At 67.0% G+C, this 16,307-nt stretch carries 16 protein-coding genes; 4 read left to right on the top strand and 12 right to left on the bottom strand.

Annotated elements, in window-relative coordinates:
• Positions 1-37: 37 nt before the first annotated feature.
• The gene (gene gnd, locus NV401_RS06215) at positions 38-1,024 is read left to right on the top strand and encodes a phosphogluconate dehydrogenase (NAD(+)-dependent, decarboxylating) (RefSeq protein WP_261293522.1); all 987 of its coding nucleotides are present in this window, start codon (positions 38-40) and stop codon (positions 1,022-1,024) included.
• Entirely contained in the window at positions 1,021-1,827 is an 807-nt protein-coding gene (locus tag NV401_RS06210; protein ID WP_261293521.1) for a Cof-type HAD-IIB family hydrolase, read from the top strand. The genes gnd and NV401_RS06210 overlap by 4 nt, the downstream gene beginning before the upstream one ends.
• A gap of 32 nt (positions 1,828-1,859) precedes the next feature.
• Here NV401_RS06210 and NV401_RS06205 read toward each other — a convergent pair whose 3' ends face one another.
• Genes NV401_RS06205 through NV401_RS06195 form a run of 3 tightly spaced genes read right to left on the bottom strand, consistent with a single transcriptional unit; the run spans position 1,860 to position 4,578 of the window.
• A complete protein-coding gene (locus NV401_RS06205; protein WP_261293520.1) occupies positions 1,860-2,645 on the bottom strand; it encodes an NTP transferase domain-containing protein in 786 nt (261 codons plus the stop codon).
• Complete coding sequence (locus NV401_RS06200) at positions 2,615-3,529, bottom strand: hypothetical protein (RefSeq protein WP_261293519.1); 915 nt, start codon at positions 3,527-3,529, stop codon at positions 2,615-2,617. The genes NV401_RS06205 and NV401_RS06200 overlap by 31 nt, the downstream gene beginning before the upstream one ends.
• Complete coding sequence (locus NV401_RS06195; RefSeq protein ID WP_261293518.1) at positions 3,526-4,578, bottom strand: diacylglycerol/lipid kinase family protein; 1,053 nt, start codon at positions 4,576-4,578, stop codon at positions 3,526-3,528. Before NV401_RS06195 ends, NV401_RS06200 begins: the two co-directional genes overlap by 4 nt.
• A 173-nt stretch (positions 4,579-4,751) precedes the next feature.
• Here NV401_RS06195 and NV401_RS06190 point away from each other — a divergent pair, with 173 nt between their 5' ends.
• Positions 4,752-6,212, top strand: a complete 1,461-nt coding sequence (locus NV401_RS06190; protein WP_261293517.1) for a glycosyltransferase family 39 protein — start codon at positions 4,752-4,754, stop codon at positions 6,210-6,212.
• Here NV401_RS06190 and NV401_RS06185 read toward each other — a convergent pair.
• The 9 genes from NV401_RS06185 to NV401_RS06145 form a co-directional block, all read right to left on the bottom strand.
• Entirely contained in the window at positions 6,209-7,027 is an 819-nt protein-coding gene (locus tag NV401_RS06185) for a hypothetical protein (RefSeq protein ID WP_261293516.1), read from the bottom strand. The two genes, NV401_RS06190 and NV401_RS06185, sit on opposite strands and share 4 nt — an antisense overlap.
• Positions 7,024-8,361, bottom strand: coding sequence for a lipopolysaccharide biosynthesis protein (locus tag NV401_RS06180; RefSeq protein WP_261293515.1), 1,338 nt, complete (start codon positions 8,359-8,361; stop codon positions 7,024-7,026). The genes NV401_RS06185 and NV401_RS06180 overlap by 4 nt, the downstream gene beginning before the upstream one ends.
• A complete protein-coding gene (locus tag NV401_RS06175) occupies positions 8,358-9,023 on the bottom strand; it encodes a nucleoside/nucleotide kinase family protein (RefSeq protein ID WP_261293514.1) in 666 nt (221 codons plus the stop codon). Before NV401_RS06175 ends, NV401_RS06180 begins: the two co-directional genes overlap by 4 nt.
• A 34-nt stretch (positions 9,024-9,057) precedes the next feature.
• Positions 9,058-9,732 (bottom strand): nucleoside/nucleotide kinase family protein, encoded by a 675-nt coding sequence (locus NV401_RS06170; protein WP_261293513.1) that lies wholly within the window; start codon positions 9,730-9,732, stop codon positions 9,058-9,060.
• 32 nt (positions 9,733-9,764) lie between these two features.
• Complete coding sequence (locus NV401_RS06165) at positions 9,765-10,244, bottom strand: DUF2141 domain-containing protein (RefSeq protein ID WP_261293512.1); 480 nt, start codon at positions 10,242-10,244, stop codon at positions 9,765-9,767.
• A gap of 36 nt (positions 10,245-10,280) precedes the next feature.
• On the bottom strand, positions 10,281-10,736 hold the full coding sequence (locus NV401_RS06160) for a MaoC family dehydratase (protein ID WP_261293511.1): 456 nt from the start codon (positions 10,734-10,736) through the stop codon (positions 10,281-10,283).
• A gap of 177 nt (positions 10,737-10,913) precedes the next feature.
• Complete coding sequence (locus tag NV401_RS06155; protein ID WP_261293510.1) at positions 10,914-12,848, bottom strand: acetyl/propionyl/methylcrotonyl-CoA carboxylase subunit alpha; 1,935 nt, start codon at positions 12,846-12,848, stop codon at positions 10,914-10,916.
• Positions 12,849-12,850: 2 nt separating this feature from the next.
• Complete coding sequence (locus tag NV401_RS06150; RefSeq protein ID WP_261293509.1) at positions 12,851-14,452, bottom strand: carboxyl transferase domain-containing protein; 1,602 nt, start codon at positions 14,450-14,452, stop codon at positions 12,851-12,853.
• A 154-nt stretch (positions 14,453-14,606) separates the two neighbouring features.
• Positions 14,607-15,776, bottom strand: coding sequence for an isovaleryl-CoA dehydrogenase (locus NV401_RS06145; protein ID WP_261293508.1), 1,170 nt, complete (start codon positions 15,774-15,776; stop codon positions 14,607-14,609).
• Between the two features lie 155 nt (positions 15,777-15,931).
• Between NV401_RS06145 and NV401_RS06140 the strand changes: the two genes are divergently transcribed.
• Complete coding sequence (locus NV401_RS06140; protein ID WP_261293507.1) at positions 15,932-16,195, top strand: DksA/TraR family C4-type zinc finger protein; 264 nt, start codon at positions 15,932-15,934, stop codon at positions 16,193-16,195.
• The last annotated feature ends 112 nt before the right edge of the window (positions 16,196-16,307 follow it).

The raw sequence follows: 16,307 nt of genomic DNA, 5'->3' as shown, positions 1-16,307 counted from the left end.
CGTGCGTTGACCGGCAAATCCCTGCACGGAGACGAACATGAAGATCGGTATCATCGGCCTCGGCCGCATGGGCGGTAATATCGCGCGCAGACTGATGCGTGCGGGGCACGAGACGGTGGTGTTCGATCGCAACCAGCCGGCGATCGACGCGCTCGCCGCCGATGGCGCTATTTCGGCATCCTCACTGGAGGACATGAAAAGCAAGCTCGATAGCCCGGCGATCTTCTGGGTGATGCTGCCGGCCGGCGCGCCGACCGAGCAGACCGTCTCCACGATCGGCGATCTATGCGACGCGGGCGACATCGTCATCGATGGCGGCAACAGCTTCTACAAGGACGATGTGCGCCGCGCCAAGACGCTGGCCGAAGAGGGCATCCGCTATGTCGATGTCGGCACGTCGGGCGGCGTGTGGGGGCTGGAGCGCGGCTATTGCATGATGATCGGCGGCGAGAAGGACGCGGTCGATCATATCGATCCGATGCTCGCGGCGCTCGCACCGGGCCTCGGCACGATCCCGCGCACGCCGGGCCGCATGACCAACGAAGGCGAGGACAATCGCGCCGAGCAGGGCTATATCCATGCCGGACCGCCGGGTGCCGGCCACTTCGTCAAGATGGTGCATAACGGCATCGAATACGGCCTGATGCAGGCCTATGCCGAGGGCTTCGACATCCTCAAGGGCAAGGCCTCCGAGCATCTCGCCGAGGATCAGCGCTTCGATCTCAACCTCACCGATATCGCCGAAGTATGGCGTCGCGGCAGCGTGATCTCGTCCTGGCTGCTTGATCTGTCAGCGATCGCGCTGGCCAAGGACATGAAGCTCGAGGAGTTCACCGGCAGCGTGGCGGATTCGGGTGAAGGCCAGTGGACGATCGACGCGGCGATGGAGGAGAAGGTGCCGGCTAACGTGCTGACCGCCGCCTTGTTCGCGCGCTATCGCAGCCGGGTGGACCATACGTTCGGCGACAAATTGCTCTCGGCGATGCGCTTCGGCTTTGGCGGCCATGTCGAGATGCCACAATGAGCAAGGCCATCCGGCTGGTCGTATCGGATGTCGACGGGACGCTGGTCGACAAGCAGAAGCAGGTGACCGACAGCACGGCAGCGGCAGTGGCACGGCTTGCAGCAGCCGGTGTCGGCTTCACGATCATCAGCGCGCGGCCACGCTCGGGCATGATGCCGATCGCCGAAAAGCTCGGCATCGATGCACCCATGGGTGCGTTCAATGGCGGCACGGTGTTCAAGCGCGACGGCACGATCCTGTGCCAGCACCGCGTCGATCCCGCGGTGGTACGCGCCATGCTTGATCTCGCCCGGGGCACGACGGCGGATATCTGGGTGTTCGCCGACGACCTTTGGTATGCCAGCACCGACCAGGGGCCGCATGTCGGCAGCGAACGCAAGGCATCCAATCAGGCGCCGGTGATCACGCAGGCGTTCGACGATTTCGTCGAGCGCACCGACAAGATCACGGTCGTCAGCGACGATCCCCAGTTGCTGAAAGACCTGCACGCCCGCGCCGAGCATCTGAGCGACCGCGCGACGATCATGCAGAGCCAGACCTATTATCTCGACGTCACTGCTTTGCCCGCCAACAAGGGCGATGGCATCACGCTGCTCGCCGACGCGATGGGCACACCGCTCTCGGCCGTCGCGGCGATCGGCGATCAGGCCAACGATCTGCCGATGTTCGCCCGCGCCGGCCTGTCGATCGCGATGGGCCAGGGGCCGGCCGAGGTGCGCGAAAAAGCGGATCTGGTGACGGCGGGCAATGATGATGACGGCGTGGCGCAGGCGATCGACGGGATGATCCTGCAGCGCAGATAGCGCTCCCCTTCCCCGGCTCCCGGGGAAGGACGTCAGGGTTTAGGCGTTTTCTCGATCAGCCCACGCACCAGATCGAGGTCGCTCGGCTTGTCGACATCGACCGCCGCCAGCCCGAACGGGCTTCCCACCATGCGCGCCGTCACCCCGGCCAGCTTGCCGACATGGCCAAGCCCCTCCGCCAGCGTCAGACGGCCGATCAGATAGCGCCACAGCAATTTCGGCCCCAACCGCCCGACGATCCGCCATGGCCGCTTGCGATCGGCCTCGACCCGCTGCCATAGGTCGATCGCCGCCGCCGCCTTTGGCGTGGCGAGATGAAAGAGATTGCAGCCCGACCAGGCACCGTCGGCGAAGCGCAGATAGGTCCGTTTGGTCTCCGGCACCGCCTGCTCGATCACATCGCGCCGCGCCAGCAGCACCGCGACATCCGCGTCGGCGGGCACGTCGGCCAGGAAGCGGGTGATCCAGTCGGGTTCGAGCAACGCGTGATCCGCCGTCGTCACCAGCAACGGCGCCCCCAGTTGAGCAAAACCGCGCGCGGCGCTGGCGCTGGGCCCCGCCGCGGCAGCGATCACTTCGGCGCCGAGCGCTTCGGCATGCGCGCGCACCGTATCCGAGGAAAAGACGACCGCAATCCGCCCTGCCCCCGCCGCGCGCAATGCCGCGATCACGCGCGCGAGCATCGTATGGCCGCCAATCTCGATCATCGCCTTGTCGGTCACGCCGGCATAGGCGGTGAGCGGATCCGCGCCACCGCGCGATCCGGCCAGCACCAGCGCGTTGAACGTCACGAGGCGCGCGCGCGCATCACCCGCCACAACACCGCCGGCGCAGCCATCACCGGGTGCGCCTCGCGCCACGGCGTCAGTTCGACGCTGATCCCGGTATGGCGCTGCACCTTCCACAGCCCGTAGCGCGCGGCGCCATCGAACGTGAAGGCAGCCTTGATCAGCCGGGCGATGTTGAGCGCCTTGCCGGCGCGGACGCGCACCAGCCAGGCCTGGCTGAGCGCGCGATACGTCGCGAAGGGCAATTGCGGCGCGACGATGCCCGCCTCGGCGCTGTGCGCGACCTCGCCTGCGTCCCAGGCGATCGGCAGCAGCGTCTCGTAGCGCGCCGGATCGTAGACCAGGATCTGCTGCTCGCGGCCCGGCGCTTCGACGCGCATCTCGGCACGATAGGTTTCGCGGAACAGTGCCTGCCAATATTCCCGAGGCGCGCCGCGCTCGGGCCCGAGCACCGCGGCAAAGCGCGCCGCGGTGATCGCGGCATCGCCGATCGCGCCGACCACGCGCGACTCCGTCGCCTCGTCCGCGCACCATACGAGTGCCGACGGCTGCACGAACCGGGTCCAGATCGTCGTATCGATGAAAGAGCCGCGCGTGGCCTTTTCGAATGTCGCCAGCGGCATCGTCGCGACCTTGGCGCGCAGCGTCACTCCATCGATGATCACTTCGTGGAAGCTGACGTCAGGCCACAGCCAGCGCATGCCGAGCCGGCGCAGCGGCGAGCCGCGCGCGCGATCGGTCAGCACGTAGAAATCCAGCACGCCGTCCATGTCGCCGGTGCGCAACGCAGAACCGTAGAACAACACGGCGCGGCCGCCGAGCGTGGCGGCAAGCTGTGCGGCCATGCCCGCGATCGGCGCGCTCACCGGCGTCGCCAGTTCGCGTTCGACAAACGATCGCAGCCGCGCGTTCACGGCACGACAAAGCGCATCGGCATGCCCTGCCGCAGCGTCATGGTGCCGCCCGGGAAGGTCTCGCCATCGAGAATGAAATCGCCCGCCAGTGTAAGCTCGACCTGCTCGGCATCCAGGCGGTGATAGCCGTTTTGCGCCAGGAACGGCTCGTCACGGCCGCTCAGCAACGCCGGCAAGGCCGACAATATGTGGCGCGGCTGGGCATCGATGCGCAGCAGCTTCAGGCCGCCCCGCGATCGCCCGAACGGCTTGATGCGCAGCGGCATCCGCGTCAGCGTCGAGCCGAGCAGCAGATATTGCGCGGCATCGATCGCGCCCTCGCCGAGCGGTGCGATGCGCATGCGCTCGCCCTGCCGCCAGGAATTATCGCGCCCGCCGAACACGGTCTGCGCCACCGCGCCGAAGATCGACAGGCCGACGGCAAGACCGTTGAACGCACCGAAGCGGTGCGTCGTCTGGGCAAGGCCGGTGGCGCGGACGAAGGCACCGGCGCCGAAGATGAAACCGCGCAGTCCCGTCTCCGTGTCGCCGGGCCGCCACACTTCCAGCGGTGCCCGCTCCTTGATTCCGCCAAGCCGGATCGCCTCGACCGCTTCACCGACCGTCCAGTTGAGCGGCAGGCCGAGATCGACGGCAAGCGCGTTGGTCTTGCCTGAAGGGATCACCGCGACGCGGGGGAACACACCGGTGAAGTGGCGCAACGCCGCGGACATCACATCGCGAATCGTGCCGTCGCCGCCGTCGATGACCAGTGCATTGACGCCGTTTGCGGCAAACGTCTCCAGCGCACGATCGAGTTCCGCGTGCGAGCCCGGCATGGCATGCTCGCAGCCGTCGATCCCTGCCGGTAGGGGGCGCAGGACGTTCAGGCGCGCGCGTGCATTGTGGATGATGCCGATGCGCACGTCGCCATCGGCGGGCGTGGCGATACGCAGCGGCGCCGGGCGGTGGCGCGACGGGGCATGGTGCGGCGCCTCCGCGGTCGGCACATACCGAGCGTAGGCGCCGATCAGGCCGGACGCCTCAAGCGGCAAACTACTCTTAATCAAGGACTTCGCCCTTCCCGGCTGCAACAACGATATAACGGGCCAGCTTGGCAACTGGTTGCATAAGCGACGACGGGAGTCGGCCGTTACGTGAAAGTTATGCGACACATTCGTGTCAGTATTTGGGCAGCCGAACGGACTTTCGCAAGGCGATGCAATCCCGCTAAGGACGGCGCATGAGATATGAGGCGTCCGACCTTTCCGGCCAACCGGCGCGCGCCGGCGCGTGGCAGAGACGAATCTGGCTGGTGGCGGCGGCGCTGATCGTCGCGCTGGCTGCCGGGCGGCTGGCCTGGCTGCCGGTGCACGCGCCGCTCAGTGTGAACGAGGGATGGAACGCGGCGCATGTGGTGCGCACGTTCAACCCGGACACGCTGTATCCCGATCCCGAGGCGCTGATCGCCAACAATTATCCGCCGCTTTCCTTCCTGATCGTCGGGCTGCTCAGCAAGCTGACGGGCGACGCGATCATCGCCGGCCGGCTCGTCGCGTTGTTGGCGCAGATCGCCTGCGGCCTCGGCGTTGCCGCGATCGTCGGGCGGCTGGCGCCGGGCCGGCAATGGAAAGTGGCCGGATGCTGCCTGTTCGGAGCGTATTGCGTCACGCTGCTGCGGTCCTATGTCGCGATCAACGATCCGCAATGGCTTGGCGATGCGGCGATGGTATGGGGCGTGTTCTTCCTAGTGCCGCGCCGCGCCGGGCAACCGCCGAGTCTGCGCAGCATTGCCATCGCCGCCGCGCTGATGGTCGCCGGCGAACTGATCAAGCACAACCTCGTCGCCTTTCCGATTGCGGTTACCGTATGGCTGGCGCTGTTCGAGCGCCGCGCGCTCGTTGCATGGATCGCGTTCGGCGCGGCCTTTGCGGCGATCGCCTGCGCCGGCGTGTTCGCGATCTGGGGCGCGATCGCCTTCATCGACGTGCTGGCCCCGGCACGTAGCTATTCGCTGGCGCGCATGCTAGCCAAGGGCGGCCCGCTGCTGCTGGCTATGCTGCCAGTGCTGATCGCCAGCCGCCCGCTGCTGGCGCAGTGGCGCGGCGACCGTCGCCTCGCATTACCGATCGTGCTGCTGGCAGTGGCGATCCCGCTCGGCGTGGTTCAGCGCGCCGGTAGCGGCGTCGACGTCAACGCCTTTTTCGAAACGGTGATCGCGCTATCGATCGCGGTGCCGGTGGCGACCGCACTGCGCCCGCAGCCGTCCTGGCGGTGGATCGCGATCAGCCTGCTGCCCGCTCTGTGTCTGGTGCCGCGCGCCGCCGCCGCCAATTGGCGCGAGCTGCGCCAGCGCGACGCCGCGGTGCGCCACGCCGCGCCGTTGATTGCCTCGCTGCGCCAGGCCCGGGGCCCGGTGGCATGCGACGACCAGGCCTATTGCTACTGGGCCGGGCGGGAGAGCGGGCTCGATTTCTTCTCGGTCAAGCAGCGTCTGCTGGAAGATCGCGCCCAGGCGCTGACCCCGGCGCTGGCCGAGGGCCGCTTCGCGCTGATCGTGATGCGCGGGCATAATCCCGGCTGGCAGGAAAATCGGCTGATCCCGGCGATCCGCGCGCATTATCGAACGGTCCACGCCAGGAATGGGATCGAAATGCTGGTGCCGAAGCAGGGCAGCGATCCCCGCTCCGTGCAGCCGAACTAAATCGGGTAGCGCTCGACCAGGCTGGTGAGCCGCTGACGGATATCGGCCGGAAAGGCGAAGGTCTCGCGCGCATAATCGAGGTCGCCGCTGGCCTTGCGCAGCACCAGGCCGTCGTGAAACTGCCCCATCAGCCCGTTGATCGCGCTCAGATAGCGCGACATCGTGACATGCTCGTCCGCCGGATGGATGGTGCGCATGTCGTCGTGAAACGACACCTGCCGGCTGATGATTTTCCGCGCCACGTGGAATGTGTGGCCGGTAACCGTATCGGTGCCGAGCATGGTGCGCAGCTCGGCAATCTGCCCCAGTGTGAAACGGCGGAAATCGCCGCTGTCGCTGGGCTTCATCCGGACGATCTCGCGGCCGAGCACGGCCAGCGGCACGCGCGCCAGCAACAGCCGCAGCACCGCCGCCTGCCGCGCCACCGCGCCGCGCCGGCCACCGCGAAACGCATCCTGCAAATGGCCCATCGCGGTGGTCACCGCCTTGAACGTGGCCGGGCAGCGATGCTCGGCACCGTAGAGCACGAAGGCGAAGCGCAGATGCTTGAACTTGGCGCGGACGTGCTTGAACCACAATTGCTCGGTGGCATCGATCGTGCCCTCGCGGCCGAGCTTGGTCGCCATGGCGATCAGCGCCGCGCGATCGAATCCCTCCTCCCACAATTGCCGCGACAGCGCGAACCCGTCCGCCAGATGCCCGCTGGGATAATCGACGCGGATCGCAGGCGGCAAATCGACCGACGGATCGACCACGTCGTTGACCAGGATCGCCGCGAACAGCCGGTCGAGCTGCGCGTCGGAAAAGCCGCTCATGCTGCCGCCACCTTGACCGGCGGCCAGGGCAGGCGTCCGCGCTGCCGGTAGGCGATCAGCGTCGGCACCAGCATGCACAGCGCCACCGCGACGCTGCCGAGCAGATAGGCGATCCCTGCCCCGGTCAGCCCGAAGCGGTGAGTGAGCAGCGCGAGCAGGGTGAGATAGGCGGCGACCGCGACGAGCTGCGCGACCAACGCGGCGCCCTGCCGCCCGGCCATGTAGAGCAACGATTCGAGCGGGAAGGTCGCCATCTGGATGGCGAGCGAGAAGACCATCAGCTTGAGCAGATCGAACGCCGGCAGGTATTTCTGCCCGAAGGCGAGCGCGATCAGCGGCTTGCCCCCGAGCAGCACGACCGCGACGACGAGCAGCCCGAGCCCGCCCGCGAGCAGCCCGGTGCGGATGCCGAGCAACCACGGGCGCGGCTCGCGCGGATCGAGCCGCATGATCTCGGGGTAATAGCCTTTGCGCAGCAGATCGGCGGGCTTGGTCGCCGAATCGAGCAAGGTGCTGGCGATCTTGTAGAGCCCGGCGGCGACCGGCCCCAGGATCGTCGCGACGACCAGGTTGGAGAGCGGCCCCCAGGCGGCATAGACCGAATGCGCGGCATTGGTGGTCCACACGAACTTCCACGCCTCGGGCAGCCGCCGCGCGACGCCGAACATGCCGGGGCGCAGCGCCGCCAGCATGTTGCGGCGCTTGAGCTCGCGCACCGCAAAGCCCCACAGCGCCAGATCGCCGAGCAGATCGGCGACATACCAGGCGAGCACGAAGCCCGGCAGGCCGAAGCCGCAAAAATAGGCGATCGCCGCGCCGCCGCCGCGCAGGAACGGCGTGACGACCTGCTGCTGCGCGATCAGATCGAAGCGATCGAGCACCCGCAGCGATCCCGTGGCGGTCGCCTCGGTCATCGTCGGGATCAGCGTGCAATAAGCGATGGCGATCCACAGATAGTCGCCGCCGATGCCGAAATAGCCGGCGAGCCAGGGCAGCAGCGCCATCGCCCCGATCATGCCGACCAGGCCGCTGGCCAGATCGAGCCCGAAGGCAAAGCGGATCACGTCGCGCGCCTGGCGCTCGTCGCCGTGGTGTAGCGCCGGCGTCGCGTAGCGTACGATATATTGCCAGGTCTGAAACTTGACCAGGCCGCCTGCGCCGCTGGCGTACGTGTGGATGATCATCAGCACGCCGAACTGCGTGAGCGACAGGCCGCGCCCGGCGCACGCCAGCGCGACCAGCCCAAGCAAGGCACCGACCAATTTGCCCGACGCCAGATAGCCCGCGTTGCGCAGCACCGTGCGGAACACGCCATCGGCAAACCAGTGCTTCACCAGCCAAGCGCCTTGCTGATCGCCGCCTTGGCCTGCTCGATCACCCGGTCGAGCGGCTGGGTCGAATCAAGGTCGACGATCGGCGCGCCGTTGAAGGTCAGCCGCGGCACGTCGGCGATCTTGGTGGCGAGCGACGACGGGCGGTGATCGGGCTTGCGCGCCAGCGCCGTCGGCAGATCGACGTTGAGCCGGATGACGAGATCGGGGCGGTACTGCTCCATCCATTCATATTGCGCGCGTTCGCGCCGGGCGAGCCGGCCGGGAAAGCCGGCAGCGGCCTTGGCCAGGCCCAGCCCGTCCATCGGGCCCGGTACGCCCGTCTGCGGGAAGCGATCCGCGAGGATTGCGATGCCGCGCGCCCGCGCCGCGAGCATCTTCTTGAACCGGCGCACGCGGCGCATCGAGAAGGTGTAGATGATCGCCGCGGTGAACGCGCTCGGCGCCCCGCTTTGCTTGGCGCCCGCCGACTGCTTGACGATGGTCTTGTCGAGCCGGCCGCCGATCAGCGGCCAGCGCGCGATGGCGCGGCCGATATTGCCGGTCTGCTTGCCGAGATGATGCAATTCGGTCGGCTGGCGTTCATTCATCCAGGCGAGCAACGCTTCGCCGACGGTCGACTTGCCCGATCCGTCCGAGCCCACGATCGCGATGAGCGGCGCCATGCTTATTCTTCCGTATCGCGGGTGAGGCCGCGGGTCAGCCGATGGCGGCGCGAATTGCATCCAGCGCGCGCTGCCGGACCTGCGCATAGGGCGCGCGCGAGTCGAGATCAACGATCGCAGCACCGTTGAAGCGGAGCAACGGCGTCGCCGCGACCTTCTGGCGCAGCAGCGCGAGATCGTGTTCGGGCTTGCGCGCGTGCGCGGTCTCCGCGTCGATGTTGAGGCGCAGCACGAGCGTTGGCGTGTGGCTGGCCATCCAGTCGTATAGCCGGCGTTCGCGCGCGGCGAGCCAGGCGACGGGGGCGCTGCTGGCGGCGGCGGCGGACAGGCCGGGGCCGTCGTAGAAACCGGGCACGTCGGTCTGCGGATAGCGATCCGTGACCACGGTCACGCCCTGCCGGCGCAAAGCGAGCACCTGGCGAAAGCGGCGGCGGCGCAGCAGCGAGAAGCCGTAGATCACCAAAGCGGTGGCGAGGCCGGGAATGCGCGCCCCCGTGGTGCGCGTCTGCTTGCCCTTGCGCGCCAGACGGGCTTCGACCGCGGGGCCGATCAGCGGCCAGCGCTTGATCCGTTCGCCGATCGCGCCCGAGCCGAGCCCGAGATAGCGTGTCGCGACCGGACGTTCGCCGGCCAGCGCCGCGACCATATCCGCCGTCAGCGTGGACTTGCCCGAGCCATCACAGCCGATGATCGCGATCAGGGGCGCCATGCCGCCGGCCCTGCCGCCTCGCTGCGCAACCGTCAATCAGCGCTGACCGGCTTGAACGAACCGCCCTGCAGATATTTGAGCTGGATCGGCACGATCGTCGGGCCATTGCCGACGCGGACCTGCGTGATCGACGGGCTCGGCTTGCGTTTGAAGATCACGTCCATCAGCCCGATATCCGGATTGCCCGAGGTGCCGCCGCCATCGGCACGATCGGTCTTGCCGTTGCCGTTGACGTCATGGCGCACATCGACGGCATAGACGCCGGCCCGCGGCGCCGCGACGCACATCGTCACTGCGCCGCCCCGCGGCGTGGCGATCTCGGTGCGCACCAGCACCTGCTTCTTGTCGAAATAGGTCGAGGTCGCGCCACCGAACAGGCGCACGCGCACCTGGCCGGCGCGATTCTTGAAGCCGGTGATCTTGACCAGCACGGGGTGCTGGGTGCCGGGAGCGCATTGTGCAGTGGCAGGTCCGGACTGGACGGCGAGCAGGGCCAATAAAGTATAGATCATCCGCTATTCCCTACCAGATCGCAGGTTGCGCCAGCCTTAACCGACCGGTTTGCGAAACAGAAGCGCGCTGCGCAGGCACTGGCAGACGATCTGGTCGCACTGGTTGATCAGCCGGTGCGTGAAGGTGACGATGCCGGCATTGGGGCGCGACTTGCTGTCCTTGAGATCGGTCACTTCGGTTTCGGCGCGCATCGTATCGCCGATGAACACCGGGTTCGGATGGACGAGCTTGTCATAGCCGAGATTGGCGACGAGCGTGCCCAGGGTGGTGTCGCCGACCGACAGGCCGACCATCAGCGCGAAGGTGAAGGTACCGTTGACGAGGATCCGGCCGAACTCACTGGCCTTGGCGGCTTCCGCGTCGAGGTGCAGCGGCTGCGGATTGTGCGTCATGGTCGAGAAGAGCAGATTGTCGGTCTCGGTGACGGTGCGGCGGATCTCGTGCGTGAGCGTGTCGCCGATGGTCCATTGGTCGTAAAAGCGGCCGGCCATGGTCTTCTCCTCTTGCCCGGGCGGAGCCGGGTTTTGCGGGGCTGCCCCTCCCCATTCGTCACCCCGGACTTGTTCCGGGGTCCACCGCGCCACCCACGCACACATCGTTTGCGGCACAGTGGCCCCCGGAACAAGTCCGGGGTGACGGGTGGGATGTTAGGTCCGCTTCCAACAAAGCTACGCGCTGGCGTCGATCTTCACCAGCATCGCCCCTTCGGACACCTGCCCGCCGATCTCCGCCGCCAGCGTCTCGACCATGCCGTCAAACGGCGCGACGAGGCTATGCTCCATCTTCATCGCTTCCAGCGTGACGAGCTTCTGGCCCTTGGTGACGGCATCGCCGGCGGCGACATCGACCGCGATGATGCGGCCGGGCATGGGGGAGAGAATCGCGCCGTCGGCGGCAGACCCTAACGCAGTCGCGCCTGGCCTTGCCTTGTTGATAACAAAGGAACTGCCGATGTCGTTGACGAGCCACCCCTCCGCAACGCGCTCGATCCATCGCGAAGCGAACACGGGCTCCTCGTGAGCAACTATCGAGGCAGTGTGTTCTCCGTCAGTGAGGCGAACTACCGGCACCGCGGGATCCGTATTGAGCCGAAGGCCAACCATCGCACGCCATGGATCTCGAGGCGGCGAAACACCGAGATCGTAGCGATCGCCAATGCTCTCGCCGCGACTCTCGGCGAGCATCATGGAAGCCACCCATTCCCAAGCGGCTTGGCTTGGCTCACCGCTTGGCACTAGCGACTCTGCTTCCCGCGCGATAAAACCGGTGTCGATTGCGCCTTCGACAAAAGCTGGATGTCCAAGCGCGTTGACCAAAAACTCAGCATTGGTGCGGACTGGCCAGCAAATCACCTCGGCACATTTATGCGACAACGACAGCGCCGCTTCTTGCCGGCTGGGACGATGGACGATCAGCTTCGCCAGCATGGGATCGTAGAACGGCGTCACCGCATCGTCTTGCTGGTAGCCGGTCTCAACCCGCACAGGATGGCGCTTGGAGCGTGACGGCAAACAGAAATGGGTGAGTTGCCCGGTCGACGGCAAGAACCCTTTCGCTGGGTTTTCGGCATACAGCCGCGCCTCGATCGCCCAGCCGTCGATCGCGAGTTCGTCCTGCCGCTTGGGTAACACCTCCCCGCTCGCCACGCGGAGCTGCCATTCGACCAGATCCTGCCCGGTGATCTCCTCGGTCACCGGGTGCTCGACCTGCAGCCGCGTGTTCATTTCCATGAACCAGATGCGATCGGCGCGCAGGCCTTCGCTCGCGTCGGCGATGAACTCGATCGTGCCGGCGCCGACATAGTCGACCGCGCGTGCCGCCTTGACCGCGGCGTCGCAGATCGCCGCGCGCGTGATCTCGTCCATGCCGGGCGCGGGGGCTTCCTCGATCACCTTCTGGTGGCGGCGCTGCAGGCTGCAATCGCGCTCGAACAGATGGACGACGTTGCCGTGCGTGTCGCCGAACACCTGCACTTCGATGTGGCGCGGCGAGAGGATGTATTTCTCGATCAGCACATCCGTATTGCCGAAGCTCGACGCGGCCTCGCGCTGGCACGAGACGAGCGCGTCGGCGAAATCGGCGGAATCGTCGACGCGGCGCATGCCCTTGCCGCCGCCGCCGGCGACCGCCTTGATCAGCACCGGATACCCGATCGCGTCCGCTTCCGCGGCAAGCCGCTCGGGCGACTGGTCGGCCCCCAGATAGCCCGGCGTAACGGGCACGCCGGCCGCGATCATCCGCGCCTTCGCCGCATCCTTCAGGCCCATGGCGCGGATGCTGTCGGGACTGGGGCCGACCCAGATCAGCCCGGCATCGATCACCGCCTGCGCGAAATCGGCGTTTTCGGAGAGGAAGCCGTAGCCCGGGTGGATCGCCTCGGCCCCGGTCTGCAGCGCGACGGCAATGATCTTCTCGCCGACCAGATAGCTTTCGCGCGCCGGGCTCGGGCCGATATGCACCGCCTCATCCGCCTGGCGCACGTGCAGCGCCTTGGCGTCAGCGTCCGAATAGACCGCGATCGTGCGGATGCCCATCGACCGGGCAGTGCGGATGATGCGGCAGGCGATCTCGCCGCGATTGGCGATCAGCAGGGACTGGATCATCGTCACATCCGGAACACGCCGAACGCGGGGCGTTCGGGGATGGGGGCGTTGAGGGTCGCGGCGAAGGCCAGGCCGAGCACGTCGCGGGTCTGCGCGGGATCGATGATGCCGTCGTCCCACAGGCGCGCGGTCGCGTACCAGGGATTGCCTTCGTCCTCGTATTTCTGGCGGACGGGGGCCTTGAACGCTTCTGCCTCCTGATCCGACCAGTTGTCCGCATCGCGATGCACCGTGGCGAGCACGCTGGCCGCCTGCTCGCCGCCCATCACGCTGATCCGGCTGTTGGGCCAGCTGAACAGGAAGCGCGGCGAATATGCCCGCCCGCACATGCCGTAATTGCCCGCCCCGAAGCTGCCGCCGATCAGCACGGTGATCTTGGGCACGGTGGCGGTGGCAACTGCGGTGACCAGCTTGGCGCCATGCTTGGCGATACCCTCCGCCTCGTATTTGCCGCCGACCATGAAGCCCGAGATGTTCTGCAGGAACAGCAAGGGGATCCGCCGCTGGCAGGCCAGCTCGATGAAATGCGCCCCCTTCTGCGCGCTCTCGCTGAACAACACGCCGTTATTGGCCAGGATCGCGACCGGGATGCCCCAGATATGCGCGAAGCCGCAGACCAGGCTGGTGCCGTACAATGCCTTGAACTCGTGGAACTCGGAGCCGTCGACGAGGCGCGCGATGATCTCGTGCACGTCGTACGGCGCACGGACGTCCTGCGGCACGATGCCGTACAAATCCTCGGCGTCGAACTTCGGCGGGCGCGGGTCCTTCAGATTGAGGTCACCGCCCTTTTGCGGCTGCAGCGTCGAGACGATGTCGCGGACAATGGTCAGCGCGTGTTCGTCATTCTCGGCGACATGATCGACCACGCCCGAGCGACGCCCGTGCGTGTCCGCGCCGCCCAGTTCCTCGGCCGAGATCACTTCGCCGGTCGCGGCCTTCACCAGCGGCGGGCCGGCGAGAAAGATCGTTCCCTGGCCGCGGACGATGATCGTCTCGTCGGACATCGCGGGCACGTACGCGCCACCGGCGGTACAGCTGCCCATCACGCAGGCGATTTGCGGGATGCCCTTGGCCGACATATTGGCCTGGTTGAAGAAGATGCGGCCGAAATGATCGCGATCGGGGAACACCTCGGCCTGGTGCGGCAGGTTCGCGCCGCCCGAATCGACCAGGTAGATGCATGGCAGCATGTTCTGCTCGGCGATCTCCTGCGCGCGCAAATGCTTCTTGACCGTCAGCGGGTAATAGGTGCCGCCCTTCACCGTCGCGTCGTTGCACAGGATCATGACCTGGCGGCCGGAGACGCGACCGATCCCGGCGATCACGCCGGCGCCGGGCACCTCGTCATCATACAGGCCATTGGCGGCGAGCTGGCCGATTTCGAGGAACGGGCTGCCGGGATCGAGCAGGCGTTCGACACGGTCGCGCGGGAGCAGCTTGCCGCGCGCCGTGTGGCGCTCGCGGGCTTTTTCCGTGCCGCCGAGCGCGGCCTGGGCGACGTCGGAGCGGAGGCGTTCGGCGAGCGCGCGATTGTGCCGCGCGTTGGCATGGAACTGCTCGCTGTCGGGGGATAGGGTTGTCGTGAGCGTCGGGGCAGTCACGACGCATATCCTCCCCGGCACGGGGAGGTGGCATGCGCAGCATGACGGAGGGGGTGGGCCGGCGTCGGTGCGCTTGGGGAGGTCCCCCTCCACCATTCGCGTGAAGAACGCGAACGGTCCCCCTCCCCGTGCCGGGGAGGATGTGCGATGATCATCACTGCGCCACCTTTTCGCTCGCGCCGATCAGCTCCCGCCCGATCAGCATGCGCCGGATCTCGTTCGTCCCCGCGCCGATATCGAGCAGCTTGGCGTCGCGGAAATAGCGTTCGACCGGCCAGTCCTTGGTATAGCCCGCCCCGCCCAGCGCCTGCACCGCCTCGTTGGCGACCTTCACCGCATTCTCGCTCGCCAGCAGGATCGCGCCGGCCGCGTCGAAGCGCGTCGTCTTGCCCGCATCGCACGATTTGGCGACGGCATAGACATAGGCGCGCGCGGAATTGAGCGCGACATACATATCGGCGATCTTGCCCTGCATCAGCTGGAAGCTGCCGATCGGCTGGCCGAACTGGCGGCGCTCGCGCACATAGGGCACGACCACGTCGAGGCATGCCTGCATGATGCCGAGCTGGATCCCGGCCAGCACCGTGCGCTCGTAATCGAGCCCGCTCATCAGCACGCCGACGCCGCCGTTCATCGGCCCCATGACGTTCTCGTCGGGCACCTCGCAATCGTCGAACACCAGTTCGGCGGTGGGGCTCCCACGCATGCCCATCTTGTCGATCTTCTGCCCGATCGAGAAGCCGGGCATATCCTTCTCGATCAGGAAGGTCGTGATGCCGCGCGATCCCTCACCGGTCTTGGCATAGACGACCAAAGTGTCGGCATAGGCGGCGTTGGTGATCCAGAACTTGGTCCCGTTGAGCACATAGCCCGTATCGGTCTTCTCGGCCTTGAGCTTCATCGACACGACGTCGGATCCCGCCCCGGCCTCGGACATCGCCAGGCTGCCGACATGCTCGCCCGAGATCAGCTTGGGGAGATATTTCGCCTTCTGCTCGGCGTTGGCCCAGCGCGCGATCTGGTTGACGCACAGATTGCTGTGCGCGCCGTAACTGAGACCGACCGAGGCCGAGGCGCGGCTCACTTCCTCGCACGCGATGACATGTTCGAGATAGCCCAGGCCCAGCCCGCCATCCTCTTCCGCCACGGTAATCCCGTGCAGCCCGAGGTCGCCCATCGCCGGCCACAGTTCGTCGCGCGGGAACCAGTCCTCCGCATCGATGCGCTGGGCAAGCGGCATGATCCGGTCGGTGGCAAAGCGCTGCGTGGTGTCGCGGATCATGTCCGCGGTCTCGCCGAGCGCAAAATCGAAATCGGGCGTCATCGTCTCTCCAGCCGCATCGATCGTGCGGTCGCCCCGCCCTACCGCGCGCGGGCAGGGAAATGAAGTGGTTGCGTGCGTTACCAGTCGGCGGGGCGCGGAACCTATTGTCGGGCGCAACATTAAGTGTTTCACATCACACAGGAATGGAGCGCGGCATGGCCGGCGGTTGGGCCCCCGACGGGGCGGTGCAGGATCAGATCGACGACACGATCGCCGATGCCGTGCTCAGCGCGCGGTTGCGCATGCCGGCGGGCGAGAGCGAAACGCATTGCGAGGAATGCGGCGAGCCGATTCCCGAACGGCGGCGCGCAGCCGTGCCCGGCGTGCGGACCTGCGTCGCGTGCCAATCGGGGCGCGATGCCAAGCCGGTCAATGCCGGCTTCAACCGGCGCGGCAGCAAGGACAGCCAGTTGCGCTAAGGCGCGCCGCGTCGTCGATCGCCCCGCCCACCGATGCGATTTGCCCGCCGGCGATGAACTATCGCCTCGGTGCGGCATTAAACGATCCTAGGGCGATACCGCCAAACGATCG

It is taken from the genome of Sphingomonas hylomeconis (genome assembly GCF_025370105.1).
Taxonomy (GTDB): domain Bacteria; phylum Pseudomonadota; class Alphaproteobacteria; order Sphingomonadales; family Sphingomonadaceae; genus Sphingomonas; species Sphingomonas hylomeconis.
This window is presented reverse-complemented; position numbering and strand designations above follow the sequence as displayed.

What these genes read in the sequence shown, in the direction of transcription:
- gnd (WP_261293522.1), top strand. Translation starts at nt 38, where the DNA reads ATGAAGATCGGTATCATCGGCCTCGGCCGCATGGGCGGTAATATCGCG.
- NV401_RS06210 (WP_261293521.1), top strand. Translation starts at nt 1,021, where the DNA reads ATGAGCAAGGCCATCCGGCTGGTCGTATCGGATGTCGACGGGACGCTG.
- NV401_RS06190 (WP_261293517.1), top strand. Translation starts at nt 4,752, where the DNA reads ATGAGATATGAGGCGTCCGACCTTTCCGGCCAACCGGCGCGCGCCGGC.
- NV401_RS06185 (WP_261293516.1), bottom strand. Translation starts at nt 7,027, where the DNA reads ATGAGCGGCTTTTCCGACGCGCAGCTCGACCGGCTGTTCGCGGCGATC.
- NV401_RS06175 (WP_261293514.1), bottom strand. Translation starts at nt 9,023, where the DNA reads ATGGCGCCGCTCATCGCGATCGTGGGCTCGGACGGATCGGGCAAGTCG.
- NV401_RS06170 (WP_261293513.1), bottom strand. Translation starts at nt 9,732, where the DNA reads ATGGCGCCCCTGATCGCGATCATCGGCTGTGATGGCTCGGGCAAGTCC.
- NV401_RS06165 (WP_261293512.1), bottom strand. Translation starts at nt 10,244, where the DNA reads ATGATCTATACTTTATTGGCCCTGCTCGCCGTCCAGTCCGGACCTGCC.
- NV401_RS06160 (WP_261293511.1), bottom strand. Translation starts at nt 10,736, where the DNA reads ATGGCCGGCCGCTTTTACGACCAATGGACCATCGGCGACACGCTCACG.
- NV401_RS06155 (WP_261293510.1), bottom strand. Translation starts at nt 12,848, where the DNA reads ATGATCCAGTCCCTGCTGATCGCCAATCGCGGCGAGATCGCCTGCCGC.
- NV401_RS06145 (WP_261293508.1), bottom strand. Translation starts at nt 15,776, where the DNA reads ATGACGCCCGATTTCGATTTTGCGCTCGGCGAGACCGCGGACATGATC.
- NV401_RS06140 (WP_261293507.1), top strand. Translation starts at nt 15,932, where the DNA reads ATGGCCGGCGGTTGGGCCCCCGACGGGGCGGTGCAGGATCAGATCGAC.